The sequence below is a fragment of the Nocardia sp. alder85J genome (assembly GCF_020176955.2).
Lineage (GTDB): Bacteria > Actinomycetota > Actinomycetes > Mycobacteriales > Mycobacteriaceae > Nocardia.
In genome coordinates, this window is record NZ_JAIUCZ020000004.1 from 358,634 (window position 1) to 385,602 (window position 26,969).

Consider the following 26,969-nt stretch of genomic DNA (forward strand, 5'->3'; position numbering starts at 1 on the left):
GCCGTCACGATCCGGCGCGCTCGGGCCGCCGGATCTCGCCGCCGCCCGCACCGGTCGGGAGCCGATCGCCGAGCGCCCGCGCCGCCCATCGATCCGCGCCCGGCGTCGGCACCGGAAGTCGCACCCGCACAGCGGGTTCCGGCTCGGCCGTCGCGAACTCCGGCTCGGCCGTCGCGAACTCCGGCTCGGCCGTCGCGAACTCCGGCTCGGCCGTCGCGAACTCCGCGGCCGCCGGGGACCGCCGGACCGGCGGCTGCGGCCGGCGGCGATACCACCACTGCAACGCGCCCAGCCCCAGCAGCCCGGCCAGCGCCGCGGCGATGCCCGCCTGCCAGCCCGGCGGCCGCCAGCTCAGCACCAGTTCGGTGTTCCTGGTTCCGGCCGGAATATCCACGGCGACGAAGGTTTTCGCGATCGGCCGGATCGCCAGCTCGTGGCCGCCGAGGACGGCGTGATACCCGGGCCAGGCCAGCCGGGCGAACACCACCCGCCCGCCGTGCACGGAGGTCACCTGGAGGCGGCTGGTGACGCTGTCGCGGTCGATGACGGCGGTGGTCACGTTCCGGGTGTCGGCGACGAAGCCGTTGCGGGCGGAGATCGGCCCGCCCTCGCGTTCCAGCACCCAGATGTAGCGATCGTGGCCCGGATAGTCGACCCAGCGCCAGCCCGGCGGCGCGGGATGGTCCGCGGCGTCCGGATATTGGGCCCGCTGCAACACCACCCGGTCGACCTTCATCAGATCGACGACGGTGCGCCGGGTGCTCGGCTCCACGTCGAAGGCCCGCCGATAGGCGTCGGGGCAGGTGCTGCCGTCCCAGCCCATGCACAGCAGCGCGCTGAAGGCGGCGTGCCCGATCGGGGTGTAGGCGTTGACGTAGTCCAGCCCCATGTTCTTCGCGTAGTTGCCGAAAGCCAGTGAGCCCCAAGCCCGATCGCCGCCCTGGTCGGCGGGCCGGACCAGCGCGCGGTCGCCCAGTTGCAGGGTGACCCCCTCGAACGGCGGGAAGGCGGCGGTCATCTCGGAGCGGCGGGCCGGGAAGCGGTACGACATCGGCGACGGCCCCTGATCGCGCACCTGTTCGTAGGCGATCGGGAACATGGCCAGGATCGCCAGCGCGCACGCCGCCGCGGCGCCGTACTGCCGGTGCAGCCACACCAGCGCCCCCGTCAGCACCCCGACCAGGATCGCGGCGACCAGGTGCCGGATCACGAATTCCGGTGCCGCCGCGGTCGATCGGACGACCATCAGGCCGATCAGCAACCCGGCGGCCAGTGCCCGGCGGCGCCGTGCGGCGAAGGCGCCGAACCGGCTCAGCAGCACGCACATCAGCACCAGGACCGCCACCGCGAGCATCGGCAGCACCCGGCCCGGCCACCGCAGCGGGCCGATGTACCCGGGCCCGGCGGTCCACATCAGCACCGCGGCCCCGAACAGCAACGCCCCGGCCAGTTCCCGGGCCGCCGCCCGCGCCGCGCTCCAGTCCACGAAGGCCAGCAACGGGATCACGAACCAGGCGATGTACACCATCGGCATCGGCTGCACGTAGCCCCACCAGCCGTCGAAGGCCGGCATGGTGCTGGGCAGGCTGGCGTTCAGCGATTCCGACCAGGGCACGTCCAGGAACTGATCGTTGACCACCCGTTCGTTGCCGCGCCAGGTCGCCGGGGACGAGAGGATGCCGGGCAGATAGGTTTCCAGCCCGGCCAGCCCGGCGCACCCGGCCACCAGCAGCAGCCGCAGTGACGGCCACCGGTCGCGCAGATACACCACCTCACCGGCGGCGATCGCGACGATCATCAGGGCCGCCTCGGCCGCCGGGAACACGTACTGCACCGAGATGGCGAGGTACAGGTAGACGAAAACCCCCACCGGGCCGCCGCGCCCGCGCGTGTACCGTACCGCCGACGCCCAGGCCTGCAACATCCACGCGGTGCCGGTCAGCGAGGTCACCCAGCTGGACTCGTCGAAGAACAGGAACCAGCCCGACAGCGGGAACGCCACCGCCGCCAGCGCCGACCACGGCGCCCGCGCGCCGTAGGCCAGGCAGATCCGGAACACGCCCAGCGCGGCGACGATCGAGAAGAGCAGCTTCACCACCGTGACGTACAGCGCGAGATTGTCCACCGCGGGCGCGAACAGGTCGACCAGCAGTTGCGGCGGGTTGTAGAGCCCGGCCTCCTCCATCGAATAGTTGCCCGACATCCACTCCCACGGCACCAGCACCGGGAAGCGGCCCTCCCGCAACTGCCGGCCCAGCATCACCCACATCGGCCCGTACTGGGCCTCGGTGTCGTCCTTGTAGAAGTGACGGGGGTCGGCGAGGAGGACGGACAGATAGCCGACGGCCACGCCGACGGCGGTCACCCAACCCCACACGAGCACGTCGTTGCGCGGCTTCGGCGCGGCAGCTGCGACCACGAGTCCGGGAGATTACCTCGAGAATATGTCGCTCCCGGCAATTCCCGGTGGTTCCGGAGATTCCGGGCGGACCAGGCACATCGCCGCACGGGCCGGTGTTTCGCCGGGGAAAGAAATTGCCCCGATCAGCAACGGAGATCCAATTTCCGCTGACATCCAAAAAGGTTCTCAATTCTCGATAATTGGAGTTCCGATATGTGACACCATCGCTCTCCTACATGGCCTCGAACAAGGAGAACGACGGTGGCACCGAGGCGAATACTGATCGCGCTCATGGCGGTGGCGCTGCTCGCGGCGGCGGGATGCAGCCGCGGCGGCAGCGAGGAGTCCGGCGCGACCGGCGGCGGGGGCGGATCGGGTGATTTCGGCGATCTGAAGAGCATCTGCCACAGCGGCAAGCCGTCGAGCGCCCCGGCGCAGGGGGTGACCGCGAGCGAGATCAAACTCGGTGTCTTCAGCGACATCGGCTTCACCAAGAACCCCGAATTCGTCGATGCCGCCAAGGTTTTCACCTCCTGGTGCAACGACAACGGCGGTGTCGCCGGGCGCAAGCTGAGCTACACCGTGCACGACGCCAAACTGCTGGAGGTCCGCCAGCGCATGGTCGAGGCGTGTCGCGACGATTTCGCGCTGGTCGGTGGCGGCGCGGCCTTCGACGGCCTGGGTGTGAAGGACCGGCTGAACTGCCTGCTGCCGGAATTCCCGGCCCAGGTGGTGTCGGCCGCCAACGCCGGCTCCGATCTCCAGGTCGGCGGCGGTGGCACTGCCTCGCAGATGGACATCTACACCGGTTCGCACAGCTGGCTGTTCAAGGAGGCGTATCCGGATTCGGCGGCGGCGATCGGGGTGATCACCGGCGACATCCCGGCCACCAAGTCGATGCTGTCCGGATATCAGGAGTCGCTGCCCGCCGAGGGCGCCACCCTCGTCTACGGCGATCTGTATCCGGCCGCGGGCGTGACGGATTGGACGCCGTACGCGCAGGCCATCAAGAGCAAGGGCGTGAAGGGCCTGATCTTCCTCGGCAACTACGTGGACCTGCCGAAGCTGGAGGACGTGCTGACCGGCATGGACTACCACCTGGACTGGATCGACGCCAACAGCAACGCCTACAACGCCGGATTCCTGAAACTGCTCGGCAATTCCGCCACCGCGCAGCACAACTACGCCGACATCTCCGGCACCGCGCCGCTGGAGTCGGATCTGCCGGCGATCACGCAGTTGAAGCAGCTGTACGCGAAGTACGCCCCCGGTTCCGAACCCACCTATCCGGCGGTGCGCGCCTTCGCGGAATGGGCGCTGTTCGCCAAGTCGGCCGCGAGTTGCGGTGACGCGCTGACCCGCAAATGCCTCTACGACGCCGCGACCAAGGAGTCCGCGTGGACCGGCGGCGGCCTGGTGGCGCCGCAGGACTTCACCACCAAGGCGGCCGTGCAGAAATGCTTCAACGTCGAGATGGTGACCCCGCAGGGCTGGCAGCCCGCGCCCTTCAAGCCGGACACCGGCCCGTACCGCTGTGATATGACGCCGTACGTGTACAAGCAGGATCTCGGCAAACCGCTGACCCTGGAGGCCATCGGCAAGAGTCTGAACGACCTGAAATAGCCCGGACCGGCTCACCGTCGAAGCGGCCCGGCGCCAACCGATTTCGGTGCGGCGCCGGGCCGCGCTCGTCCGAGCGGTCCGGCATCGACCTGGCGAATGTCTCAATTGTCCGGTATTGATGGGGGCGTGGATGTCGAGGTGACGCCCCTGCCGGGGATCGGAGTACGGAAGGACTTCCCGCTGGCCGCGTCGGGCCGGCGGGTGGGTGTGGTCGATCGGAAGGACGGTGGCGTCGATCTGATTCTCAGCAGGCCGGGTAATCCGGACGCCTGCGAACAGGTCGCGCTGACCGTCACCGAGGCCGCCGCACTGGCCGGACTGCTGGGCGCCCCGCGACTGGTGGAGCAACTGGTCGCCGAACAGCGTGAACTGGCCGATGTGAACACCCGGCAGCTGTCGATCCGGACCGGCTCACCGTATGCCGGGCGGCCGCTCGGCGACACCCGGATGCGGACCCGTACCACCGCCTCGATCGTCGCGGTGGTGCGCGGCGGGCAGACCATTCCCTCACCGGGCCCGGACTTTCCGATGGCCGCGGGTGATCAGCTGATCGTGGTGGGCACCGGTGCCGGGCTCGACGCGGCCGCGGCGATTCTGGTGGACGGCTGAATCGAGTGGTCGCCGACGAAACTGCATTGGGTCTCATCCAACTGGGGGCGGTGTTCTTCGGCCTCGGTCTGCTCGGCCGGCTCGCGGGCCGGATCGGATTGTCACCGATTCCGCTGTATCTGATCGGCGGGCTGGTGTTCGGCACCGGTGGTCTGGTCGAGCTGCACCACGTCGACCAGTTCATCCACCTCGCCAGCGAGATCGGCGTGGTGCTGCTGTTGCTGTTGCTCGGATTGGAGTACACCGCAGAGGAACTCGTCACCGGCATGCGCCGATCGTGGCTGGCCGGGGTGGTCGATCTGGTGGCCAACGCCACCCCGGGCGTCGTGGTCGCGCTGCTGCTGGGCTGGGGTCCGACCGGCGCGGTCGCGATGGCGGGCGTCACGGTGATCTCGTCGTCGGGCATCGTCGCGAAGATCCTCAACGACTTCGGCCGGCTGGGCAACCGGGAGACCCCGGCGATCCTGTCGATCCTGGTGTTCGAGGATCTGGCCATGGCCGCCTACCTGCCGGTGCTGACCGCGGTGCTGGCCGGGATCGGATTCGTCACCGGCGCGACGTCGGTCGCGATCGCGCTGGTGGCCGTGAGCGTGGTGCTGGTGATCGCGCTGCGCTACGGCAGGTACGTGTCGATGCTGATCGACAGCCACGACCGGGAGATCTTCCTGCTGACCCTGCTGGGTTCGGCGCTGCTGGTGGCCGGGATGGCCACCGTGCTCCAGGTGTCCGCGGCGGTCGGGGCCTTCCTGCTCGGCATCGCCATCTCGGGCACCACCGCGGAGAGCGCCCGCACCATGCTGGAGCCGCTGCGAGATCTGTTCGCCGCCTTGTTCTTCGTGCTGTTCGGGCTGTCGACCGACCCGCAGAGCATTCCGCCGGTACTGGGCTGGGCCTGCGTGCTGGTGGTGGTGACCGTGGTGACCAAGGTGGCCACCGGCTGGTGGGCCGCCGCGCGGGCCGGCGCCTCCCGCTACGGCCGGTTGCGCGCGGGCACCTCGCTGGTCGCGCACGGCGAGTTCTCCATCGTGATCGCCGGGCTGGCGGTGTCCGCGGGTGCGGTGCCCGCCGAATTCGCGGCGATGGCAACGACGTACGTGCTGCTGATGGCCGTGCTCGGCCCGATCGCCGCCCGCTTCGCCGAGCCGGTGGTGCGGCGTCTGGACCGATTGCGGGCTCCCGCAACCTGATTCACCGTCCGGCCGGCTGCCGCGCGTGGCCCAGGGTGGTGTCGATGAAGGCGCGGGCGGCGGCGGTGATCGGCCCGGTGCGGTGGATCAGCCACTGCGGGATGCGAATCGGCGGTGCGAAGCGGTAGACCGCGGCGCCGGAACGGCGGGCCAGATAGTCCCAGCCGTCGGGCATCAGGGCGGCGCCGACGCCGCGCAGCACCATCGGCAGCACCACGCTGCGATCGCCGACCTCGGCCGCGATCGTCAGCTCGCCGACCTCGGCGGCCAGCCGGTCGAACCGCGCCCGCACGGCGGTCGCGGCGTGCGGCACCACGAAGTGCATACCGCGCAGATCCTCCGGGGTGACGGTGCCGTCGCCCGGGCCCACCCGCGCGCCGGGCGGCAGTACCAGCAGGAACTGCTCGTCGCGCAGATGATGGGCGATCAGGCCCTGCCCGGCCGGGCGTTCCGCGCTGGCGCAGACCCCGGCCTCGCAGCGGCCGCGCAGCACCAGCGCGACCACCTCGGTGGCCGACAGCGCCGAGGAGGTGCTCACCGTCACCCCGGGATGCCGCGCCCGCAGTTCGGCGATGATGCTGATCACCGGTTCCAATGCCGACGACGAGGTCGCTGCCACGTCGACCCGGCCCACCGCACCCTCGCCCACGGTCTGCGCCGCGGCGCGCAGCGCGTCCAGATCGCGCAGCACCTGCCGGGCCCGCTCGACCATCAGCTCACCGGCGCTGCTCAGCACCGCATTGCGCCCCACCCGATGGAACAGCGCCACCCCCAGCTCGTCCTCCAGTTTCGAGATCGCCCGGGACAGGGACGGCTGGGCCACCTGCAGGGCGCGCGCGGCGTGGGTGAAACCGCCGTTCTCCACGATCGCGACGAAATATTCGAGCTGCCGGCGTTCCATAAACACAGGCTATGGGAACGGTGTCCCAGATGTCTTGGACGTACATTCATTCGTCGGGTGATACTCGGCGGGTGTTCACCACCCGCCCCACCTTGCAGGGCAGCTTCGGCATGGCGTCGACCACGCACTGGCTGGCCTCGGCGGTGGCCATGGCGGTGCTGGAGGCCGGCGGCAACGCCTTCGACGCCGCGGTCGCGGCCGCGTTCACGCTGCACGTGGCCGAGCCGCACCTGAACGGGCCCGGTGGTGAGGTGCCGATCCTGCTGGCCCCGGCCGGGCGGCCGCCGCGGGTGCTGTGCGGACAGGGGCCCGCTCCGGCCGGCGCGAGCATCGCGCACTACACCGCGCTCGGACTGGACCTGGTACCCGGCACCGGCCCGCTGGCCGCGGCCGTGCCGGGCGCCGTCGACGCCTGGCTGGTGTTGCTGCGCGATCACGGCACCCGGCGGCTGGACGAGGTGCTGTCGTACGCCATCGGGTACGCCGAGCGCGGCGTCCCGGCGGTGGAGCGGATCGGCGCCACCGTGACGGCGGTGCAGCGACTGTTCGAGACCGAGTGGACCAGTTCGGCCGCGGTCTATCTGCGCGACGGAAAGCCGCCCGCCGCCGGGCGACTGCTCACCAATCCCGCGCTGGCCGCGACCTGGCGGCGGCTGCTCGCCGAGGCCGCGGCGGCCGGCGCCGATCGGGAGGCGCAGATCGAGGCGGCCCGGCGGGTGTGGCGGGAGGGATTCATCGGCGAGGCGCTGGCGGCCTGGGCCGCACGCCCGGCCATGGACACCTCCGGGGAACGTCACGCCGGTACCCTCACCGCCGACGATCTCGCGAACTACCGTGCCACGTACGAGGATCCGGTCACCTACGACTGGAACGGCTGGACCGTGGCGAAGCCCGGCCCGTGGAGTCAGGGCCCGGTGTTCCTGCAACAGCTGGCCCTGCTGCCGGATCGGCTGGAGTACGGCACGCCGGACTACCACCACCTGCTGATCGAGGGTTCGAAGCTCGCGTTCGCCGACCGCGAGGCGTGGTACGGCGACGGCGCCACGGTCTCGCTGGACACGCTGCTGTCCCCGGCCTACAACGCCGGCCGCCGCGGCCTGATCGGGCCGTCCGCCTCGCTGCAACTGCGGCCCGGCAGCCCGGACGGACGGCAGCCGTCGGTGACCCGGCACGCCGGGGTGGTCGCGGCGGGCGCGGTGCCCTCGGGAGCCGGGGAGCCGACGGTCGCGGCCACCGGCGAAACCCGCGGCGACACTTGCCATCTGGATGTCGTCGATCGCTGGGGCAACATGGTCTCGGCCACCCCCAGCGGCGGCTGGCTGCAATCCAATCCGGTGGTGCCGGAGCTGGGTTTCCCGCTGGGCACCCGCTTGCAGATGAGCTGGCTGGAGCCGGGTCTGGCGAGTTCGCTGACCCCCGGCCGCCGCCCGCGCAGCACGCTCACCCCGTCGCTGGCGCTGCGCGACGGGGAACCGGTGCTGGCCTTCGGCACGCCCGGCGGCGATCAGCAGGACCAGTGGAGCCTGCACTTCTTCCTCGCGGTCGCCCTCGGCAAGCCGGTGCGCGGCGGCCCGGATCTCCAGGGCGCGATCGATGCGCCGAACTGGCATCAGGAGAGCTTCCCCGGCTCGTTCTACCCGCGCACCACCGATCCCGGTGCGGTGATCGTGGAGTCGCGCATCGGCGCCACGACGATCACCGAACTGCGCCGCCGCGGCCATCGGGTCACCGTCGGCGGTCCCTGGTCGGAGGGCCGGATCTGCGCGGTGGCCCGCGATCCGGAGACCGGCGTGCTGTCCGCCGGGGCCAACCCGCGCGGCATGCAGGGGTACGCGGCCGGGCGCTGAGGAATTGCTACCGCCCGGAAAGGGTCGTTCGCGGCCGGATTTCACAATTGCGCCATCCTCACCTTACGAGAATGTAAACAACGGAGGCACAGCAACTTTCGAGTGACCCGAAAGGGGTCGTGAGGGTACCGATCAGGGATAGCTGTCCGGAAAGCGAAGTCCTGCGATCCGAAGTATGTTGTACGGCATGCTCTCCCGAATCGCCCGAAAGGTCGCGATCGGTCTCGCCGTGGCACTGCTGGGTGTGCCGGTGACGACCGCCTGCTCACCCACGCAACATGCCGCCGGAACTCCCGCGCACGCAGACGATTTCGGCAGCCCGGTCGCCGGCCGGGCGGTGCGCGCGGGCGGCGATCTGGTGATGGGCCTGTCCTCGGAGCCGGACCGGCTGGACCCCACCACCTCCAGCTCGCTCTACACCCGCGTCGTGATGAACTCGATCTGCGAAAAGCTCTACGACAACGACTCCGCCGGTCATCTGGTACCCCAGCTGGCCGCGGCCCTGCCGGACATCTCACCGGACGGCCTGACCGTCACCGTCCCGCTGCGCACGGGGCCGAAGTTCGCCGACGGCACCGACTTCGACGCCGAGGCGGTCCAGCTCAGCCTGCAACGGCACCTGACCATGAAGACCTCGCAGCGCACCAGCGAGATGGGGCCGATCATGCGCATCGACGCCGTCGGCGCCGATCGGGTGGTGCTGCACTTCAAGTCGCCGTTCGCACCGATCACCGCCGCGCTGGCCGACCGGGCCGGGATGATCATGTCACCGGCCGCGCTGGCCGCGGCGGGGGACTACTTCGGCGATCATCCGGTGTGTGTCGGCCCGTTCAAATTCGTTGCGCGCGTACCGCAGACCTCGATCACCGTGACCAGGGACCCGCTGTACTACGACGCCGCGCACGTGCACCTGGACGGCATCACGTACCGGATCATCGCCGACGACAACATCCGCGCGGCCAACCTGCGCTCCGGCGACGTCCAGGTCGCCGACACCATCGCCCCGGCCGACGCCCAGGTGCTGGCCGGTGACTCGAAACTGCGCCTGCTGCAATCGAGTTCGCTCGGCTTCCAGGGGCTGACCATCAACCTCGGCAACGTCGACGGCGTCGGCAAGCCGGTCCGGCCGATCGACACCCCGCTGGCCCGGGACCCGCGGATCCGGGAGGCGCTGTCGCTGAGCATCGACCGGCCGCAGCTGGTCCGGACCGTGTTCGACGGCTGGTTCGACAGCGCCTGCACGCCGATCGTGCCGAACTCGACCTACGCCACCGCCGCCGGAACGACCTGTCCCGCTTACGATCCGCAACGCGCGAAACAACTGCTGACCGCCGCCGGAGTGCCGGCGCCGTATCGGATCATGATGCAGGTCTCCAACCGGCAGGCCGATCTGCGCTACGCGCAGGCACTGCAATCCTCGGTCGCCGCCGGAGGATTCGATCTCCAGATCGTCCCGGTCGAATACTCCGCCCTGCTGGACGTGCAGAAGCGCGGCACGTTCGAGGCGCTGTTCCTGGGCTGGTCCGGCCGGATCGACCCGGACGCCAACACCGCGCGCTTCCTGACCACCGGATCGCCGGGCAACTACGGCGGCTACTCCTCGCCCGCGATGGACGATCTGCTGTCGCGCGCCGGACGGGTGACCGATCCGGGCCAGCGCGCCGGGCTGTACGGGCAGGCGGTCGGGCTGATCGAGAAGGACAATCCGTACCTGTACACCTACCGGATCCGCGTGCTCACCGGGCAATCGACCGCGGTGGCCGGGGTCGAGGTGTACCCCGACGGGGTGGTGCGGCTGGGCAAGGCCGCATTCCTGGCCGGCTGACGAGGCGCGGGCCGATGCTGCGGTTCGTCGTGCACCGGTTGTGGCAGTCGGCCCTGACCGTGGTGCTGGCCTCGCTGGTGATCTTCGCGGGAGTGCGGGCGCTGCCCGGCGATCCGGCCGTCACCATGGCCGGGGAGCAGGCCGATCCGGCGACCGTCGCCGCGGTGCGCGCCCACCTCGGCCTGGACCGGCCGCTGTGGGCGCAGTACTGGGAGTTCCTGCGGCACAGCGCGACCGGAGATTTCGGCCGGTCCATCCGGACCGGGGCGCCGGTGCGCGCCATGATCGCCGCCACCTTCCCGGTGACACTGCAACTGGCGGTGTACGCCATGGTGATCGCGGTGCTGGTCGGCGTGTCCGGCGGCGTGCTGGCCGCCGTGTACCGCGGTCGCTGGCCGGAGTGGCTGGTCGACGGGGTGTCGCTGGTGGCGATGTCGGTGCCGACGTTCTGGCTCGGACTGCTGGGTGTGCTGTACCTGTCGGTGCGGCTGCACTGGTTCCCGGCGTCGGGATACGTGTCGCCGCTGCACGATCCGGTCCGCGCCGTCTACTGCCTGACGCTGCCCGCGCTGGTCCTCGGCCTCACCCACGCGGCGATGCTGCAACGGCAGACGCGCTCGTCGATGGTGGAGACGCTGACCGCCGACTACGTGCGCACCGCGCGCGCCAAGGGGCTGGGCCCGGTGGCGGTGATCCTCCGCTACGGCCTGCGCAACAGCCTGATCGTCGTCACCACGGTGATCGGCCTGCAACTGGGCCTGCTCATCGCGGGCACCGTGGTCACCGAGCGCATCTTCGCCCTGCCCGGGATCGGCAAGCTGACCCTGGATTCGCTGTTCAGCCGGGACTATCCGGTGATCCAGGCGGTGGTGCTGGTCGTCGTCGCCGCCTACATCCTGATCAATCTGCTGGTCGACGTGCTGTACACGGTGATCGACCCGCGGGTGCGGGTGGCCGGGGGAGCCCGATGACCGCCACGATTCCGCAGCGGGACGGCGCCGTCGAGGATCCGCCGCCCGCGCGGGCCGGCGCCTGGCGGCGGCTGCGCCGCGATCCCAAGGGGGTCGTCGGCGCGATCCTGCTGCTGATCACGATCGCGGCCGGGGTGTGCGCGCCGGTGCTGGCGCCGTACGGGCCCGCCGAGGTGCACTTCGACGCGCCGTTCCAGCGACCGGGGACGGTCGGATTCGCGCTCGGCACCGACGATCTCGGTCGCGACGTGCTCTCTCGGGTGCTCTACGGCACCCGCGCCTCGCTGGAGGTCGGCGGGCTGTCGGTGCTGTGCGCGGTGCTCGTCGGCGGGCTGCTGGGCCTGGTGGCGGGCTACTGGCGTGGCCCGGACGCGGTGCTGTCCCGGGCCGGCGACGTGGTGCTGGCCTTCCCGTATTTCGTGCTCGGCGTGGGACTGGTCGCGATCGACGGCGGCGGGCTGGTGGATGCCGCTGTCGCACTGGGCATCTCGCAGGTGCCGGTGATGATGCGGGTGGTCCGGGCGGAGACGTTGCGGCTGAAGGAATCCGACTTCGTGCTGGCGGCGCGGGCCATGCACGTCCGTCCGGGCCGCATTCTCGCCGAGCACATCCTGCCCAACGCCGCCGCGGCGGCGATCGTGCAGGCGACGCTGATCATGCCGATCGCGGTGCTGGGGGAGGCGGTGCTGTCGTTCCTCGGCCTGGGCATCCGCCCGCCCGCGCCCAGCCTGGGCATCATGCTGTCCGACGCCCAGCAGTACCTGTCGCTGACCGCGTGGCCCGGGATCTTCCCGGGCGTCGCGCTGGCCCTGATCTGCTTCGGGTTCAACCTGTTCGGCGACGCCCTGCGGGATGCGCTGGACCCGAAGACCGCCCGGTGAGGTGAGGAAATCGTGACGCCGCCGTTGCTCGAGATCCGCGATCTACACGTGTCGTTCGGCGGCGCGCCGGCGGTGCGCGGGGTGGATCTGATCGTCACGCCCGGGGAGCGGATCGCGGTGGTCGGCGCCTCCGGATCCGGGAAATCCACGCTGGCCCATGCCGTCCTGGGCCTGCTGCCCGGCTCCGGCCGGGTGACCGGCGGCCGGATCCGCTGGTGCGGAACGGATATCGCGCACGCCCGGGAACGACAGCTGCGACCACTGCGCGGCCGCGCGATCGGCCTGGTGCCCCAGGATCCCATGTCGAACCTGAACCCGGTCACCCGGATCGGCGCTCAGGTGGCGGAAACCCTGGTGGCCCAACGGATCTGCGTGCCCCGGGAAGCACGGCAGCGCGCGGTGGAACTGCTGGGCCGGGTCGGCATCCCCGACCCGGCCCGCCGCGCCCGCCAGTACCCGCACGAGTTCTCCGGCGGCATGCGCCAGCGCGTGCTGATCGCCATCGCCCTGGCCGGCCGCCCGCGACTGCTCATCGCCGACGAGCCGACCTCGGCCCTCGACGTCACCGTGCAGCGCCAGATCCTGGACAGTCTCACCGACCTGACCCGCGACCTGGGCACCGCCCTGCTCCTGGTGACCCACGACCTCGGACTGGCCGCCGAACGCGCCGACCGCGTGGTGGTGATGTCCGAGGGCCGCATCGTCGAATCCGGCCCGGCGCGCGAGGTCCTGACCGAACCCCACCACGACTACACCCGCCGCCTGGTCGCCGCGGCCCCCGCCGTCACCGCCGGCCGCCCCGCACCCGGCGTGGTCCCCGCTTCCGGCGTGGCTACCGCTGCCGGCGCGACCACCCTGCCCACTGTCCCGATCCTGGAGGTCCGCGGCCTCCGGAAGGTGTACCGGCTGCGCGGACGTCGCACGAAAGTGGCTGCGGTCGATGATGTCTCGTTCACCGTCGGCCGCGGCCGCACCACCGCGATCGTCGGCGAATCCGGCTCGGGCAAGACCACTGTCGCGCGCCTGGTGCTCGGCTTGGTGGCCCCCACCGCCGGCAGCATCCACCTCGGTGGCGTCGACCTCGGCGGACTCGGTGGCGCCGGGCGGCGGGCGGCGCGGCGCGCGATGCAGCCGGTGTTCCAGGATCCGTATGCTTCCCTGGACCCGATGTGGACGGTCGCCCGGTTGATCGCGGAACCGCTGCGCGCCTTCGGGATCGGCGATCGCCAGGCCCGCCTGGACCGGGTGGCCGAACTGCTGGAGCAGGTGGCCCTGCCCGAATCGGTCGCCCGGCGGCATCCGAGCGAACTGTCCGGCGGCCAGCGCCAGCGGGTCGCCATCGCCCGCGCGCTGGCCGTCGACCCGCCGCTGATCGTCTGCGACGAGCCGGTGTCCGCGCTGGACGTGCTGGTGCAGGACCAGATCCTGACCCTGCTGTCGCGGCTGCAACAGCGGCTCGGCCTGAGCCTGCTGTTCATCTCCCATGATCTGGCCGTCGTCCGCGCCCTCGCCCACGAGGTGGTGGTGATGCGCGACGGCCGCGTGGTGGAGGCGGGCCCGGCCGACCGGATCTTCACGGCCCCCGCCGACCCCTACACCCGCGGGCTCCTCGACGCCATTCCCGGCGCCACCGTGCTCGGCTGATCCGGTCACACCGTCCCGGTGTGTGCCGACGTGCCCGGCGGCCCGAGAGCGCCGTGCCCGATACGAGCCGCAGAACATGTTGCCGCGCAACGAAACCGGCTGCTACCCGGCCTCGTTCCGTCGGTCGTACGCCAGCAGCCACCGCCAGCGCGGCAGCCCGGCGATCACCGCGGCCACGACGAGCAGCACCACCGGCGCGGCGACCGCGGGCCACCAGATGAACCACACCGGGATCGCCGCGGCCGCGAACTCCATGACCATCATCGCGATGGTGACCACCCCGGGCACCCGCACCGAATTGTTCCGGTCGCCGGGTGTGCCGATGACCGCGGGCACCCCGATCAGCACGATCACCGACAACACCGACAGCACGATCGAGACCGAGGCCAGCGCCCACGGCGTGGCCACCCAGCCGATCAGTTCGGTGGTGAACCGCAGCACCCCGGCGGTCCGGCTGTCCGGGGACTCTCCGCCGACGCTGCGGCGACCTGCACTCATCCGCCCATGCTCGCACAGTCCGCAGACCGCTCGGTTTGCCAACGCTGACGGCATCGCGCCAACCGATCCGTGCCGCGAGCAATGGCGAATACCGATGATGCCGGGCCGATGTCTTCTGCTGCCATTGCGGGTGGGCGCCGTAGTCGAGGTGAGGCCGCCGGCCGGCGGTCGCGATGGCGCAGGGCGAGTCCCCGATCATGAACACTCGCATAGCATTGCGGGATGCGGGAATTGGTGCGGCGGCCGCTCGTGGCGATGCGGCGGCGGTGGCGGGGGTGGTCGCGGTGGCGGCGGGTCTCGATCAGCGCGGTGCTGGTCGTGGGGCTGGCGCTGCTGTTCCCGCTGACGGCGCTGCTCACGCTGTGGACCGCCGATGCCGGGCGGCCCGCGGCGGAGGCCCGGACCCGGGGGCACGATGCCTTCTGGCTCGGGCACGCCTGGGTCGACGGCCGCAAGACCGAGGCCGATGTGGCGGCGCTGGGACAGCGGTTGTCCGGCAGCGGGATCACCGATCTGTACGTGCACACCGGCCCGCTGTCCGACGACGGCAGCCTGGATCCGCAGCTGGCCCCGCTGGCCGCCTGGTTCGTGGCCACCGCGCATCGGCTGCTGCCCGGTGTGCGGGTGCAATCCTGGCTCGGCGATTTCGTGGCGCCGGAACACGATGCCCTGCATCTGGCCGATCCGGTCGTGCGGGATCGTCTGCTGGACTCCGTCACTCATGTGCTCGACCTCGGATTCGACGGTGTCCATTACGATCTGGAGCCGGTGCGATCCGGTTCCCCCGACTACCTGACGCTGCTGGACCGGACCCGCGCGCTCACCACCGACCGGCATGCGCAGCTGTCGGTGTCGGCGCCGCAGATCGACCCGCTCCCGGGTCTGCACCGGCTCGGCGTCGCGCTGTCCGGCCACGGGAAGTTCTGGGCCCAGAGCTATTTCGCGCAGGTGGCGCGCCGCGTCGACCAGATCGCGGTGATGTCCTACGACACCTGGATGCCGACCGAATCGCTGTATGGCGGCTATCTCGCCGAGCAGACGAAACTGGCGCTCCAGGTGACCCCCGCGCAGACCCTGCTGCTGATGGGCGTGCCGGTCTTCTGGGTCGACGACTACGGGCACCACGGCGACGCCGAGACGGTGGCCGGCGCCGTGCGCGGCGCCCGCCTGGGCCTCAGCCGCACCGCGCCACAGCGGCAGTCCTTCGGCGTGGCGCTCTACGTCGACTTCACCGCCACCCCCGGCGACCTCGCCGCCTACCGCAGCGACTGGTGCCTGCCGGGCTGACCGCGCAGCTCACGTACCCTGACCCGCATGGACGACACGGCCGGCACGGCGCTGCGAATCGGATACGTACCGGGCGTGACCGTCGCGAAGTGGGCCCGCCGCTGGGCCGACCGCTTCCCGGACACCCCGCTGGGACTGGTCCAGGTGCCGCAGGCCGAGCAGGAGAGCGCGCTGCGAGAGGGCCGCGTGCAGATGTGCTTCGTCCGCATCCCGATCGACCGCGAGGACCTGCACCTGATCCCGCTCTACCGCGAGCAGCCGGTGGTCGTGGTCCCCAAAGACCACCCGATCTCGTTGTTCGACGAGGTCTCTGCCGCCGACCTCGCCGACGAGCGCATGCAGGACGCCGCCGACATCGACGCCATGGCGGCCACGGTGGAACTGGTCGTCGCGGTCGGCGGCGCCGCGATCATGCCGCACTCCGTGGCCCGGCTGCACCACCGCCGCGACCTGGTCAGCCGCGTGGTGACCGACCTCCCCGACACCGAGATCGGCCTGGCCTGGCCGGTCGCCCTCGACACCCCCGCCGTCCACGATTTCATCGGCATCGTCCGCGGCCGCACCGAACGCAGCTCCCGCTCCGAAACCCCCGCGCCGCAAGAGAATCCGAAACGCACACCGCGGCGCCCGAACGCGGCGACCGCCGCCGCCCGCACCCCGGCCCGCAGACAACCACCCGCCGGTCGCAAAACCACTGCGGCTCAGCGCAAACCGCCTCGCCGCCGCGGCCGCTGACCGCTCGCCACCGCGTTCCGGAACGTCCGCGCTCGGCCCACCCGCCGGCTCGTCACCGCGCGGCGCTGCCTCACGCCGTGCCGGGCGGCAGCGCCGCGAGCATGTCGCGGGTCACCGCGACCGCGTGATCGGAGCTGCCGCCGCGGACCAGCAGGGTCGCGAAGGCCAGGTCGCCGCGGTAGCCGACGAACCAGGAGTGTGAGCCGCCGTCGACCTCCGCCTCCCCGGTCTTGCCGAAGACCTCGCCCTGGTCGGCGATCCGGCCCGCCGTGCCGCCGGTGACCACCTTGCGCATCATCGAGCGCAGGCCGTCGAGCACCGCCGGGGACAGCGTGGGCGGGTCCGGGCTCTCGGCTCGCGCACCGACTTTCGTCTCGTGCCCGGCGATCAGGTAGGGCACCGGCACCGTGCCGCGCGCCACCGTGGCGGCCAGCAGCGCCATGCCGAAGGGGCTGACCAGCACCCGGCCCTGGCCGATGCCGTCCTCGGTGCGCTGGATCAGGTCCTCGGCCGGGGGCACCGAGCCGGAGACCGTCGTCAGGCCCGGCACGGTGTAGTCGGGGCCGATGCCGAAGGCGGCGGCGGTGCTCGTCAGCGCGTCCGCGGGCAACTCGCTGGCCAGTTTGGCGAAGGTGGTGTTGCAGGACCGTTCGTAGGCGTCCGACATCGGTGCGTCGCCGATGGTGAACTCGTTGTAGTTGGGGATGGTCCGGTTGCCGATCACGATGTCGCGCGGGCAGGGCAGCACGGTGTCGGGCATCGCCATGCCGCGGTCCATCGCCGCCACCGCGGTCACCGTCTTGAAGGTCGACCCCGGCGGGTAGAGGCCGATCATCGCCACCGGGCCGTCCACATCGGCGGGCCGATTCTGCGCCACCGCCAGGATCGCGCCGGTGGACGGCTGCACCACCACCATCATCGCCGGTTCGGCCGGCCGGTTCACCGCCTGCTGCGCGGCGTTCTGCACGAATCGGTCGACGCTCAGTGAGAACGACGGCGCCGGTTGCGGTTCCGATTCGGTGAGCACGTCGGTGTCCACGCCGTTGGCGTTGACGGTGACCACACTCCACCCGGCCTTGCCGTCCACCTCGTCGATGACGGTCTTGCGCACCTCGGCCAGCAGATCCGGGGCGAAGCCGCGATCGGTGGGCAGCAGATCCCACTGCCGGTCCACGCCGACCCCGGGCATCCCGGTCAATTGCCCGGCCACCTGCTCGAATTCGCCATCGCCGAGCACCGCGACCTGGACCGGTTCGGTGAGCCGGCGGCGGGTGGCGGCCAGGATCGACTCGGTGGTCACCGTCTCGTCGACCGGCGCCAGCGCCGCCGCCAGCGCCGCGGCCGCGGCCGCCGGTTCCGGCGCGGCCGTCGCCGTGAACGAGATCCGGTGCACCACACCGGGAATCAGCACATCGCTGCCGGCCCGCTCGTTGACGCGGGCCCGCGGGGCGGGCAGGGCGCGCAGTTCCAGCGACTGGGTGTCGCCGAGCCGCGGGTGGATGTCCGAGGCCGACCAGCGCACCTGCCAGCGGCCCTCGCTGCGGCCCATCTGCAACACCCCGCCGTAGGTCCAGACCCGGCGTTTCGGCAGTCGCCACTGATAGGTGTACTCGACCGTGGCGGTGTCGCCGCTGATCCGCGCGGCGCCGACCCGCGCGGTCAGCTGCTCGGCCTGGAGGTCGTCCCAGGCCGCGGCCAGCGCCGCGGCGGCGTGTTCGGGGTGGTTGGTGAGCGCCGCCGCGGCGGTCGGCTCGTGGCGGGCGAAGGCGGCGACGAAATCGTCGGCCGCCGCGGCCGGGCCGCGCCGCCCGTCCGCACAGCCACCGGCGGTGGCGACGAGGACGGCGGCGGTAACGCAACGCAGCAGCACCTGTGTCGGCATCGGTGCGTAATCGTAGACAGCCACCCCCGCGGTGGCCGTCCGACACGCGAATGTGCCGCCGCCGCTACCGAAGTGGGGTCTTTCGTCCGATTCAGTCGACCAGGACCGTGGCGAAGGTGGCGATCTGGTCGAATCCGATCTTCGCGTACGAGCGGCGGGCGACCTCGTTGAAGTTGTTCACGTACAGGCTCGCGGTGCGGCCGGTGGCCACCACGGCATTGGCCAGCGCCGCGGTGCCCGAGGTGCCGATGCCGCGCCCCCGCCACTCCGGATGCACCCAGACGCCCTGGATCTGCCCGGTGCGGCGGGACATCGCGCCCACCTCCGCCTTGTACACGACCTCGCCGTCCTCGAACCGGGCCCAGGCCCGCCCGGACTGGATCAGGCTCGCCACCCGGCGGCGATAGCTGCGGCCGCCGTCCCCGGCGCGCGGATCGACGCCGATCTCCTCGGTGAACATCGCCACCGCGGCCACCAGATACCGATCGAGTTCGTCGAGCCGCACCCGGCGGACCAGCGGATCGGCGAGGATGCGCGCGGGCCCGTCCAGCGCCAGCAGCGGCTGATCGGGACGCAGTTCCCGGGGCGGGCCCCAGCGGTCGGCGAGCAACTCCCACAGCGGCAGCGCCAGTTCCTTGCGGCCCACCACCGACGAGCACACCCGCGGCCACCGGGCCGCCCGCTCCGCGAAGGCCCGCAGATCGTCCCGACCGCCGCGCAGCGGCATCAGATTGGCTCCGGAGAAGCACAGTGAATCCGCGGGGCTGCTGCGCGTCCACAGCTCACCGTGGCCACCGGCCCGGGTGTCGACACCGCATTCCTGCAGCCGGGCGGCAACCATGCAGCAGGCGACCGGATCGCTGTCCAACACCGCGAGCACCTGTGCGACGTCGCGGTTGGACAGCTGGCGAACGCCGGTGCTCCGCGACCGTCTCGGATCCAGCACACTCCGCACCTTCACAGCCTGCCACGAACTGTGAAAACGCGCTGGTGTTTGCTCTGACTAACCGACGCTGACGACCGGCTCGCCACTGCCCTCGGTATCACCCATCTCTTCGGCCAGCCGCAGCGCTTCCTCGATGAGGGTCTCCACGATCAGGTGTTCGGGCACGGTCTTGATGACCTCGCCCTTGACGAAGATCTGTCCCTTACCGTTACCGGAGGCGACGCCGAGATCGGCCTCGCGGGCCTCACCGGGCCCGTTGACGACGCAGCCCATGACGGCCACCCGCAGCGGTACCTCCATGCCCTCGAGCCCGGCGCTGACGGCGTTGGCCAGGCTGTAGACGTCGACCTGGGCGCGGCCGCAGGACGGGCAGGACACGATCTCGAGTTTGCGCGGCCGCAGGTTCAGCGATTGCAGGATCTGGCTGCCGACCTTGATCTCCTCGGCCGGCGGCGCCGACAGCGAGACCCGGATGGTGTCGCCGATGCCCTCGCTGAGCAGCGCGCCGAAGGCCACCGCGGACTTGATCGTGCCCTGGAACGCCGGACCGGCCTCGGTCACGCCGAGATGCAGCGGATAGTCGCAGCGCGCGGCCAACTGCCGGTACGCCTCCACCATGACCACCGGATCGTTGTGCTTGACCGAGATCTTGATGTCGCCGAAGCCGTGCTCCTCGAACAGCGACGCCTCCCACAGCGCGGATTCGACCAGCGCCTCCGGGGTGGCCTTGCCGTACTTCTCCAGCATGCGCTTGTCCAGCGAGCCGGCATTGACCCCGATGCGGATCGGAATGCCCGCGGCGGCAGCGGCTTTCGCGACCTCGCCGACGCGGCCGTCGAATTCCTTGATGTTGCCCGGATTCACCCGCACCGCGGCGCACCCGGCGTCGATCGCGGCGAAGATGTAGCGCGGCTGGAAGTGGATGTCGGCGATGACCGGGATCTGCGATTTGCGCGCGATGGCGGCCAGTGCGTCGGCGTCCTCCTGCCGCGGGCACGCGACGCGGACGATGTCGCAGCCCGACGCGGTGAGCTCCGCGATCTGCTGGAGCGTCGCGTTGACGTCGTGGGTCTTGGTGGTGGTCATCGACTGGACGGAGATCGGATGGTCGCTGCCGACCCCGACGTTGCCCACTCGTAGTTGGCGTGTCTTACGTCGCGGCGCGAGAACGGCCGCTGGCGCGGACGGAATCCCCAATGCGACGGCTGTACTCACCTTCGGCTGCCTACTTTCGTCTGCGTGCTCCACGTTCGCCGCCCGAGTCTAGTGCCGGAGTGTGACAGGGGCGCTGTGAGTACACCGACATCCCCCCGCGGAGGCCACACCACTGGGGATCCGCCAGCAGGTATTCGTAGTCCGGGCCGCCGCGGATGCCCGCGGCCGTGACGGATCACTCACCACCCCGGCCGTGCCGGATCATTCACCACCCCGGCCGTGCCGGATCATTCACCACCCCGGCCGTGCCGGATCATTCACCACTGATAGGGCAGGAATTTCCCGTCGAGCGTCACGACCACCCGGTCACCGGCCGGATCCGGCTCCCGCCGCACGTCCAGCCGGAAGTTGATCGCGCTCATGATCCCGTCGCCGAACTCCTCGTGGATGAGCTCTTTGATGGCCGGGCCGTAGACCTGCAATACCTCGTAGAAACGATAGATGGTGGGATCGGTGGGCACCGGCGTGTCCAGCGCGCCGCGGCTCGGCTGCGCCTGCAAGGCCCAGCGCACGTCCTCGTCGAGCTCCAGCATCCCGACGACGGTCTTCGCCTCCGCCTCGGGCACCGGATGCTGTCCGAGCAGCGCCGCCACCGTCCAGGCGGGCGGCCGCCCGATGGTCTCGGCCAGCTGGGCCCAGCTGATGCCGAGCCGCTGTTTGGCCGCCAGGATCGCCTCGCCCGCCGCCTTCTTCGTCGTCATCCGCAGTCCTCTCGCACTTCACAGGGGATCGGCCGGTCCGTGCGGACCGGCCGTCCGTGCGGACCAGACGCTACGCCGAATCATGTTCTGCCCGTGTTAATTCTGCGCCGGGTACAGCCGGGATCAGGGGAACAGTTTGATCGGGTTCACGATGTCGGCGGCCACGGTGAGGATCATGTAGGCGCCGCCGATGACCACCACCACATAGGTGGCGGGCAGCAGTTTCAGATAGTCGACGGGTGCGCCGGGGGACAGCCCGCGACGGCCGCGCAGCGAGTTGCGGAGCTTCTCGTACAGCACGACCGCGATGTGACCGCCGTCCAGCGGCAGCAGCGGGAGCAGGTTGAAGGCGCCGAGGAAGAAGTTCAGGCTCGCCAGCACCAGCACGAACGCGCCCCACATGCCGTGCTCGGCGGTCTCGCCGCCGATCTTGCTGGCGCCGTACACGCTGACCGGGGTGTCCGGGTCGCGGACCCCGCCGGTGACGGCGTGCCACAGGTTCACGACCTTGGTGGGCATCTGGGCCAGCGATTCGAAGGTCTTGCCGAACATGTCGCCGGTGAACGACGCCGACGCGGGCAGCGCGGCGAGCACGTTGTACTTCTGCGGGTCGTAGTAGTCCTGGCCGACGCCGACCTTGCCCACCAGGACCGGGGTGGCGCTGCGGACCTTGGTGGCCGGATCGACCGGGTAGGTGGCGACCCGTTCCGGCAGCACCTTCACGTCCATGCTCTGCCCGTCGCGGCGGATGGTGTAGGTGACCGGGCCGGTCGCGGCCTCGGTGCGGGCCTTGAACTGGTCCCAGGACTTGATCGGGGAGCCGTCCACCGCGGTCACCAGGTCGCCGCGCTTCAGCCCGGCCACCTGGGCCGGACCCTCACCGGTGCAGGGGGCGGCGCTGCCGTCGGGATTCTGGGCGGCCACACATCCGGCGGGGAAGATCTGGGTGGCCGGCGGGCTGTCCAGCCGCGGCAGGCCCCAGGCGACGGCCAGCAGCACGATCAGCAGGAAGCCCAGCAGGAAGTTCATCAGGATGCCGCCGATCATCACCAGCAGCCGCTTCCAGGTGGCCTGCCGGTACATGGCCCGATCCAGTTCCTCCGGCTCCAGCTCGTCCAGCGCGGTCATCCCGGCGATGTCGCAGAAGCCGCCCAGCGGCAGCGCCTTGACCCCGTACTCGGTCTCACCGCGACGGAACGACCAGACCTTCGGGCCGAAGCCGACGAAGTACCGCCGGACCTTCATGCCGGTGGCCTGGGCCGCCCACATGTGACCGCACTCGTGCAGGGCGACCGACACCGTGATGCCGAGCGCGAACAGCACGAATCCGAACGCGAATCCCATCCGGTACGACCCTTCCTAGACCAATCGTTGCCGCATCAATCGTGCGCTGCCGCGCGGGATCAAGCGTGCACTGCCGAGCGCGCCTGCTGCCGCGCCCACGTGTCCGCTGCCAGCACCTCGTCCAAGGTAGCCGGTTCCGGGGTCCACATGTCGGCCGACTCGACCACGCGGGCCACCGTGTCGACGATCGCGGGGAAGCGGATGTGCCCGTCGAGAAAGGCCGCGACGGCGACCTCGTTGGCGGCGTTGTACACGGCCGTCACACTGCCCCCGGCCTGCCCCGCCCGCCGGGCCAGCTCGACGGCCGGGAAGACCTCGTTGTCGACCGGCGCGAAATCCCAGCTGAACGCCCCGCCGAAGTCCAGCGGCGCCAGCGTACCCGGCACCCGGTCCGGCCAGCCCAGGGCCAGCGCGATCGGCAGCCGCATATCCGGCGGACTGGCCTGCGCGATGGTGGACCCGTCGGTGAAGGTGGCCATCGAATGCACGATCGACTGCGGATGCACGGTCACGTCGATGCGGTCGTACGGGATGCCGAACAACATGTGCGCCTCGATCAGCTCCAGTCCCTTGTTCACCAGGGTGGCCGAATTCAGCGTGTTCATCGGCCCCATGGACCAGGTGGGATGGGTCTTCGCCTCCGCCGGATTCACCGATTCGAGCATCGCGCGCGTCCACCCCCGGAACGGCCCCCCGGACGCGGTGAGCACCAGCCGCGCGACCTCCGCGGCCCGCCCCGACCGCAGGCACTGCGCCATCGCCGAATGCTCGGAGTCCACCGGGACGATCTGCCCCGGCGCCGCCGCCCGCGTCACCAGCGACCCACCCGCCACCAGCGACTCCTTGTTGGCCAGCGCGAGCCGCCGCCCCGACTCCAGCGCCGCCAGCGTGGGTTCCAGCCCGAGCGACCCCACCAGCGCATTGAGCACCACATCGGCATCGGTGCGCCGCACCAATTCGGTGACCGCCCCCGGACCACTCAGCGCCACACCGAGTTTCGCGGCAGCCCCCGGATCGGCGACGGCGACCTCGGTGACCCCGGTAGCCTGGATCTGCGCCCCGAACAGCTCGGTGTTGCCGCCGCGAGCGGCGAGCCCGGCGACCCGGAACCGATCCGGATTGGCCGCGATCACCTCCAGCGCCTGTGTGCCAATGGAACCGGTGCTGCCCAGCAGCAGAACTTTGACGACGTCGGACACGTCTCCATTCTGACGTGTCCGAATCCGCTCCCCACCCGAGACCTGCGAACCGTCCCGTAACCGCGACACCGCCCCCGGCCCAACTGGCTACGACAAGCGGTCGTATGCCACCATTGTGGCGGTAGTACACCATTACCCGAACCGATGGGAGCGAACGTGGCCACGGAACTGGAACCGGCAGAGAGCGCCGTCGTCACGAAGGTCGACCCCGCCGAGGTTCCGTCCGCCGCCTGGGGCTGGAGCGGCGAGTCGCGCAAGACCTTCCGCCGCGCGGGCTGGGTGGTCGTCGTGATCCTCCTGTGCATGCTGATCGGCAACCACAAAGGCCATGTGGAGGACATCTACCTGATCGGCTTCGCCGCCGCCCTGGCCGGCATCCTGATCCGGGACAACCTCCTCCAGGGCAAGCCGCGGTAGGTCGCCGCTTCGCTGCTCGAAACACAAACAACCGGATGCGCTGTGCAGGGTGCGCATCCGGTTTGTCTGTGGTCGCTTCGAGCTCGGGGGAGGTTACGGCGATTGCACCTCCGTTCCGTGCGCGTTGATCGTGGCGGCGTGATCGCTGGGCGACGTCGCCCCCGCGGAGGCGTCGCCCAGAATTTCGACGGCGCCTGTCCCGGCCAGGATCATGCCTGCGGTGATGAGGGTTAGCGTCGAACGCTTCATGTCCTTCTCCCTTATCGCTCACTGAGTCGGGAAGAGTTCGAACCATCGTTTGCCAACTAATAGCCGACTTGGACACCGTAGAACGGGAAACGTCTCTCCGACAAGTCCCCAGTGTCCGGAGGCGCAGCTACATATAGGCTATGTCGCAGGTCACGACCTAGATTTGTAATATTAGCCGGTTCGTCGCAAACTGGCGGCAAGGTGATGGCGTGTCGGTTGCCCGACGGCTGCCATACGCAAGGTGTAGTCGATGGTGTCACCGGTCAGGGCCAGCGAGCGGCCCAGTGCCGTCACCAACTTCGCGGTACTGCTGAGTCCGATGTGCGTCGAGTCGAGTTCCAGGCGCAGCCCGTCGCCGACCATATCCACGCGCCCCTCGCAGATCTCGGTGACACCGGTCGGGTGGGCCAGGATCAGCTCGACGCGATCCTTGCCCGCGCTGCGCAGATAACCCGTCTCGGCGTGCAGCGAACGGCCGTCCCCGGCATGCCGGGTGCGCTGCCGGTAGGTCAGGAAGGGGCGGCCGACGTGACCGAACCAGATCTCCTCGTGGTAGTCGAACGGTTCGATCGTCGGATACTCGCCGTGCCCGGAACCACGCCAATTGCCCAGTAGTGCGGCGAGGTGGGCGATGTCCGGATGCGGCGCGACGGGCGGCTGGGGTTCGAGCACGGCGGACAGCTTAATGCGCGGCCGCCGGTCCGGCGCCGCGACGGCGCCGCGCCGGTGGAATTCGCGGCGATGGGGGTTGACAACCGAAGACCTGCCGAACCCGCTGCGGATGCGGCCCGCGCGACGATGACTCTGGTGAGATGAATCGTGATCCGGCAGTGGGGAACCGGTCGTCGAGGGAAAGCAGGAGGCGATGAGCGTCCAGGTGATCGACCCGATGGCATCGGGATACCGCGCGGCGCCCGCGCCGCCGCGGCCGTCGGCGCTGCGGCAGTGCTGGGTGCTGGCGCTGCGGCTGGTGCGGCCGTCGCTGCGCAACGGCGAGGTACTGACCGCGCTGCTGGCGCCCAGCGTGTTCACCATCGGCTTCTTCGTCCCGTTGAACCGGGTGATGTCCGGCGTGGGCCACGGGTCCGGCTCGTACGCGCAGTTCCTGATGCCGATGATCGTGATGCAGGCGGTGGCGTTCTGCGCGACCGCCGCGGCGTTCCGCTCCGCCAGCGATACCCGCGACGGTCTGGACACCCGCTTCGCGACCATGCCCATGCCGCTGATCGCGCCGCTGGTCGCCCGCACGGCGGCGGTGCTCTACCGCACGGCGATCGCGCTGGCCGCGGCGGTGGTGTGCGGTCTGGTGATCGGCTTCCGTTTCCACGGAAGCTGGTGGCAGACCGTGGCCTTCGTACTCTTCGCGCTGTCGCTCGGGGTGCTGCTGGGCGCGATCGGCGATCTGGTCGGCGGGCTGTCCGGCAGTCCGGAGGCGGCGACCCAGGCGCTGATCCTGCCGCAGTTGATCCTCGGCATGGTGTCCACCGGCTTCGTCCCGGCCGACCGGTTCCCGTCCTGGATGCGGGCTTTCGCGCACCACCAGCCGGTGTCGCGGTTCGTCGCCGTGATGCGCGCGCTCGCCGGTGACGTGCCGGGGGCCGGGACGCCGGTCACCTGGGGCACGGTCGGGCCGGGGCTGGCCTGGACGGTGGCCGGGCTGGTGGTGTTCGGTGGCGCCTGCGTGCTGCTGGCCGTGCGGCGGCAGCGATGACGCCGACGCGGGTGATTCCCGATTCCGACCGCCCGGCTCTCGTCCGGTCGCCGATGCCGGTGCCGCCGGCGCACACCGAGACCTGGTCCCGGCTGCTGCCGCAGACGCTGATCCAGACCCGGCGGCTGCTGCTGCGCTGGCGCCGGGACACGGTGACCATGATGCAGGCGGTGCTGTTCCCGGCGCTGTTGCTGATCATCCTCAATTCCGTACTGGGACATCAGATCTCGTCCTATTCCGGGATGAACGCGCTGTACGGGACGGTGCCGATGACCACCCTGGTGTCGGTGATGTCGGGTTCGCTGGCCGGCGCGGTGACGCTCGGCCGGGAGCGCGATGCCGGTTTGCTGGCCCGATTCTGGGTGTTGCCGGTGCATCGCGCGTCCGGCCTGCTGGCCCGGATCTGCGCCGAGGGCGCGCGGATCCTGTTGTGCACCGGCCTGTTGTTCGGGGTCGGGGTGCTGCTGGGCTTCCGGTTCCGGCAGGGGCTGCCGGCGGCGCTGGCGCTGCTGGGATTGCCGCTGGTCTACGGGCTGGCGTTCGCCACCGCGGTCACGGCCGCCGCCGTCTACACCGCGAAGGCGGCGCTGGTGGAGGTGATCTCGCTGGGCTCGTCGATGCTGATGTTCTTCTGCACCGGATTCGTGCCGCTGGACGCCTATCCGGACTGGGCGCAGCCGATCGTGGCGCATCAGCCGATGAGCTGTGCCGTCGACGCGATGCGCGGGCTGTCGGTGGGCGGTCCGGTGCGGGGTCCGCTGCTGGCCACCCTGGCCTGGTCGGTGGCCTCGATGGTGGTGTTCGCGGTGCCCGCGGCGATCGGCTATCGGCGAGCCAGCCGGGCCTGAATCCGGCGCGCACGGGGTGAATCCGGGCGCGCGAGCGGGAGCCCGGGC

Annotated in this window: 24 protein-coding genes; 13 read left to right on the forward strand and 11 right to left on the reverse strand. The window is 70.7% G+C overall.

Annotated features, from left to right (window positions below; genetic code table 11):
- Positions 1-4: 4 nt before the first annotated feature.
- The gene (locus tag LBW94_RS17630) at positions 5-2,419 is read right to left on the reverse strand and encodes a hypothetical protein (protein WP_225057543.1); all 2,415 of its coding nucleotides are present in this window, start codon (positions 2,417-2,419) and stop codon (positions 5-7) included.
- Positions 2,420-2,692: 273 nt separating this feature from the next.
- On the opposite strand from LBW94_RS17630, the gene LBW94_RS17635 reads away from it, so the two are divergent.
- The 3 genes from LBW94_RS17635 (at position 2,693) to LBW94_RS17645 (ending at position 5,820) form a co-directional block, all read left to right on the forward strand.
- Entirely contained in the window at positions 2,693-4,024 is a 1,332-nt protein-coding gene (locus LBW94_RS17635; RefSeq protein ID WP_225057681.1) for an ABC transporter substrate-binding protein, read from the forward strand.
- A 126-nt stretch (positions 4,025-4,150) separates the two neighbouring features.
- Positions 4,151-4,633, forward strand: coding sequence for a cation:proton antiporter regulatory subunit (locus tag LBW94_RS17640; protein WP_225057542.1), 483 nt, complete (start codon positions 4,151-4,153; stop codon positions 4,631-4,633).
- Between the two features lie 5 nt (positions 4,634-4,638).
- Positions 4,639-5,820 (forward strand): cation:proton antiporter, encoded by a 1,182-nt coding sequence (locus tag LBW94_RS17645; protein ID WP_225057541.1) that lies wholly within the window; start codon positions 4,639-4,641, stop codon positions 5,818-5,820.
- 1 nt (position 5,821) lies between these two features.
- Here LBW94_RS17645 and LBW94_RS17650 read toward each other — a convergent pair whose 3' ends face one another.
- Positions 5,822-6,721, reverse strand: a complete 900-nt coding sequence (locus LBW94_RS17650; RefSeq protein WP_225057540.1) for a LysR family transcriptional regulator — start codon at positions 6,719-6,721, stop codon at positions 5,822-5,824.
- A 29-nt stretch (positions 6,722-6,750) separates the two neighbouring features.
- Between LBW94_RS17650 and LBW94_RS17655 the strand changes: the two genes are divergently transcribed.
- The 5 genes from LBW94_RS17655 (at position 6,751) to LBW94_RS17675 (ending at position 13,889) form a co-directional block, all read left to right on the forward strand.
- Positions 6,751-8,568 (forward strand): gamma-glutamyltransferase family protein, encoded by a 1,818-nt coding sequence (locus LBW94_RS17655; RefSeq protein WP_416276909.1) that lies wholly within the window; start codon positions 6,751-6,753, stop codon positions 8,566-8,568.
- 187 nt (positions 8,569-8,755) lie between these two features.
- Positions 8,756-10,393: an ABC transporter substrate-binding protein gene (locus LBW94_RS17660; protein ID WP_225057538.1), complete on the forward strand. Its 1,638-nt coding sequence runs from the start codon at positions 8,756-8,758 to the stop codon at positions 10,391-10,393.
- Positions 10,394-10,407: 14 nt separating this feature from the next.
- Positions 10,408-11,364: an ABC transporter permease gene (locus LBW94_RS17665; protein ID WP_225057537.1), complete on the forward strand. Its 957-nt coding sequence runs from the start codon at positions 10,408-10,410 to the stop codon at positions 11,362-11,364.
- Complete coding sequence (locus LBW94_RS17670; RefSeq protein ID WP_225057536.1) at positions 11,361-12,245, forward strand: ABC transporter permease; 885 nt, start codon at positions 11,361-11,363, stop codon at positions 12,243-12,245. Before LBW94_RS17665 ends, LBW94_RS17670 begins: the two co-directional genes overlap by 4 nt.
- Before the next feature lie 12 nt (positions 12,246-12,257).
- Positions 12,258-13,889, forward strand: a complete 1,632-nt coding sequence (locus LBW94_RS17675) for a dipeptide ABC transporter ATP-binding protein (protein ID WP_225057535.1) — start codon at positions 12,258-12,260, stop codon at positions 13,887-13,889.
- Positions 13,890-13,991: 102 nt separating this feature from the next.
- Here the strand turns inward: LBW94_RS17675 and LBW94_RS17680 are convergent, their stop codons facing one another.
- A complete protein-coding gene (locus LBW94_RS17680; protein WP_225057534.1) occupies positions 13,992-14,387 on the reverse strand; it encodes a hypothetical protein in 396 nt (131 codons plus the stop codon).
- Between the two features lie 222 nt (positions 14,388-14,609).
- Here LBW94_RS17680 and LBW94_RS17685 point away from each other — a divergent pair, with 222 nt between their 5' ends.
- Together LBW94_RS17685 and LBW94_RS17690 are read left to right on the forward strand one after the other, a co-directional pair.
- Complete coding sequence (locus tag LBW94_RS17685; protein ID WP_225057533.1) at positions 14,610-15,674, forward strand: hypothetical protein; 1,065 nt, start codon at positions 14,610-14,612, stop codon at positions 15,672-15,674.
- A 27-nt stretch (positions 15,675-15,701) separates the two neighbouring features.
- A complete protein-coding gene (locus tag LBW94_RS17690) occupies positions 15,702-16,409 on the forward strand; it encodes a LysR family substrate-binding domain-containing protein (protein ID WP_225057532.1) in 708 nt (235 codons plus the stop codon).
- A 70-nt stretch (positions 16,410-16,479) separates the two neighbouring features.
- Here the strand turns inward: LBW94_RS17690 and LBW94_RS17695 are convergent, their stop codons facing one another.
- The 6 genes from LBW94_RS17695 to dxr all read right to left on the reverse strand — a co-directional run bounded on the left by LBW94_RS17695 (position 16,480) and on the right by dxr (position 23,696).
- Entirely contained in the window at positions 16,480-18,291 is a 1,812-nt protein-coding gene (locus LBW94_RS17695; RefSeq protein ID WP_225057531.1) for a penicillin-binding transpeptidase domain-containing protein, read from the reverse strand.
- A 91-nt stretch (positions 18,292-18,382) separates the two neighbouring features.
- Positions 18,383-19,246 carry a GNAT family N-acetyltransferase gene (locus LBW94_RS17700; protein ID WP_225057530.1) on the reverse strand — a complete coding sequence of 288 codons (864 nt, stop codon included), beginning with the start codon at positions 19,244-19,246 and terminating at the stop codon, positions 18,383-18,385.
- Positions 19,247-19,294: 48 nt separating this feature from the next.
- Positions 19,295-20,452, reverse strand: coding sequence for a flavodoxin-dependent (E)-4-hydroxy-3-methylbut-2-enyl-diphosphate synthase (gene ispG / locus LBW94_RS17705; RefSeq protein ID WP_225057529.1), 1,158 nt, complete (start codon positions 20,450-20,452; stop codon positions 19,295-19,297).
- A 257-nt stretch (positions 20,453-20,709) separates the two neighbouring features.
- Positions 20,710-21,153 (reverse strand): cyanase, encoded by a 444-nt coding sequence (gene cynS / locus LBW94_RS17710; protein WP_225057528.1) that lies wholly within the window; start codon positions 21,151-21,153, stop codon positions 20,710-20,712.
- 123 nt (positions 21,154-21,276) lie between these two features.
- Positions 21,277-22,497 (reverse strand): M50 family metallopeptidase, encoded by a 1,221-nt coding sequence (locus LBW94_RS17715; protein ID WP_225057527.1) that lies wholly within the window; start codon positions 22,495-22,497, stop codon positions 21,277-21,279.
- 59 nt (positions 22,498-22,556) lie between these two features.
- On the reverse strand, positions 22,557-23,696 hold the full coding sequence (gene dxr, locus LBW94_RS17720; protein WP_225057526.1) for a 1-deoxy-D-xylulose-5-phosphate reductoisomerase: 1,140 nt from the start codon (positions 23,694-23,696) through the stop codon (positions 22,557-22,559).
- A gap of 144 nt (positions 23,697-23,840) precedes the next feature.
- Between dxr and LBW94_RS17725 the strand changes: the two genes are divergently transcribed.
- Complete coding sequence (locus LBW94_RS17725) at positions 23,841-24,113, forward strand: DUF2631 domain-containing protein (protein WP_266271392.1); 273 nt, start codon at positions 23,841-23,843, stop codon at positions 24,111-24,113.
- Positions 24,114-24,206: 93 nt separating this feature from the next.
- Here the strand turns inward: LBW94_RS17725 and LBW94_RS17730 are convergent, their stop codons facing one another.
- Positions 24,207-24,362, reverse strand: coding sequence for a hypothetical protein (locus tag LBW94_RS17730; RefSeq protein ID WP_225057524.1), 156 nt, complete (start codon positions 24,360-24,362; stop codon positions 24,207-24,209).
- 171 nt (positions 24,363-24,533) lie between these two features.
- Positions 24,534-25,034 (reverse strand): peroxynitrite isomerase, encoded by a 501-nt coding sequence (locus LBW94_RS17735; protein WP_225057523.1) that lies wholly within the window; start codon positions 25,032-25,034, stop codon positions 24,534-24,536.
- Positions 25,035-25,227: 193 nt separating this feature from the next.
- Between LBW94_RS17735 and LBW94_RS17740 the strand changes: the two genes are divergently transcribed.
- The gene (locus LBW94_RS17740; protein ID WP_225057522.1) at positions 25,228-26,073 is read left to right on the forward strand and encodes an ABC transporter permease; all 846 of its coding nucleotides are present in this window, start codon (positions 25,228-25,230) and stop codon (positions 26,071-26,073) included.
- Positions 26,070-26,921 (forward strand): ABC transporter permease, encoded by an 852-nt coding sequence (locus tag LBW94_RS17745; RefSeq protein ID WP_225057521.1) that lies wholly within the window; start codon positions 26,070-26,072, stop codon positions 26,919-26,921. Before LBW94_RS17740 ends, LBW94_RS17745 begins: the two co-directional genes overlap by 4 nt.
- The last annotated feature ends 48 nt before the right edge of the window (positions 26,922-26,969 follow it).

Coding starts and splice junctions, on each gene's coding strand:
- LBW94_RS17635 (WP_225057681.1), top strand. CDS start 2,693: ATGGCGGTGGCGCTGCTCGCGGCGGCGGGATGCAGCCGCGGCGGCAGC.
- LBW94_RS17650 (WP_225057540.1), bottom strand. CDS start 6,721: ATGGAACGCCGGCAGCTCGAATATTTCGTCGCGATCGTGGAGAACGGC.
- LBW94_RS17655 (WP_416276909.1), top strand. CDS start 6,751: ATGTCTTGGACGTACATTCATTCGTCGGGTGATACTCGGCGGGTGTTC.
- LBW94_RS17660 (WP_225057538.1), top strand. CDS start 8,756: ATGCTCTCCCGAATCGCCCGAAAGGTCGCGATCGGTCTCGCCGTGGCA.
- LBW94_RS17665 (WP_225057537.1), top strand. CDS start 10,408: ATGCTGCGGTTCGTCGTGCACCGGTTGTGGCAGTCGGCCCTGACCGTG.
- LBW94_RS17670 (WP_225057536.1), top strand. CDS start 11,361: ATGACCGCCACGATTCCGCAGCGGGACGGCGCCGTCGAGGATCCGCCG.
- LBW94_RS17680 (WP_225057534.1), bottom strand. CDS start 14,387: ATGAGTGCAGGTCGCCGCAGCGTCGGCGGAGAGTCCCCGGACAGCCGG.
- LBW94_RS17685 (WP_225057533.1), top strand. CDS start 14,610: ATGCGGGAATTGGTGCGGCGGCCGCTCGTGGCGATGCGGCGGCGGTGG.
- LBW94_RS17690 (WP_225057532.1), top strand. CDS start 15,702: ATGGACGACACGGCCGGCACGGCGCTGCGAATCGGATACGTACCGGGC.
- LBW94_RS17695 (WP_225057531.1), bottom strand. CDS start 18,291: ATGCCGACACAGGTGCTGCTGCGTTGCGTTACCGCCGCCGTCCTCGTC.
- cynS (WP_225057528.1), bottom strand. CDS start 21,153: ATGACGACGAAGAAGGCGGCGGGCGAGGCGATCCTGGCGGCCAAACAG.
- LBW94_RS17715 (WP_225057527.1), bottom strand. CDS start 22,497: ATGGGATTCGCGTTCGGATTCGTGCTGTTCGCGCTCGGCATCACGGTG.
- LBW94_RS17725 (WP_266271392.1), top strand. CDS start 23,841: ATGGGAGCGAACGTGGCCACGGAACTGGAACCGGCAGAGAGCGCCGTC.
- LBW94_RS17730 (WP_225057524.1), bottom strand. CDS start 24,362: ATGAAGCGTTCGACGCTAACCCTCATCACCGCAGGCATGATCCTGGCC.
- LBW94_RS17740 (WP_225057522.1), top strand. CDS start 25,228: ATGAGCGTCCAGGTGATCGACCCGATGGCATCGGGATACCGCGCGGCG.
- LBW94_RS17745 (WP_225057521.1), top strand. CDS start 26,070: ATGACGCCGACGCGGGTGATTCCCGATTCCGACCGCCCGGCTCTCGTC.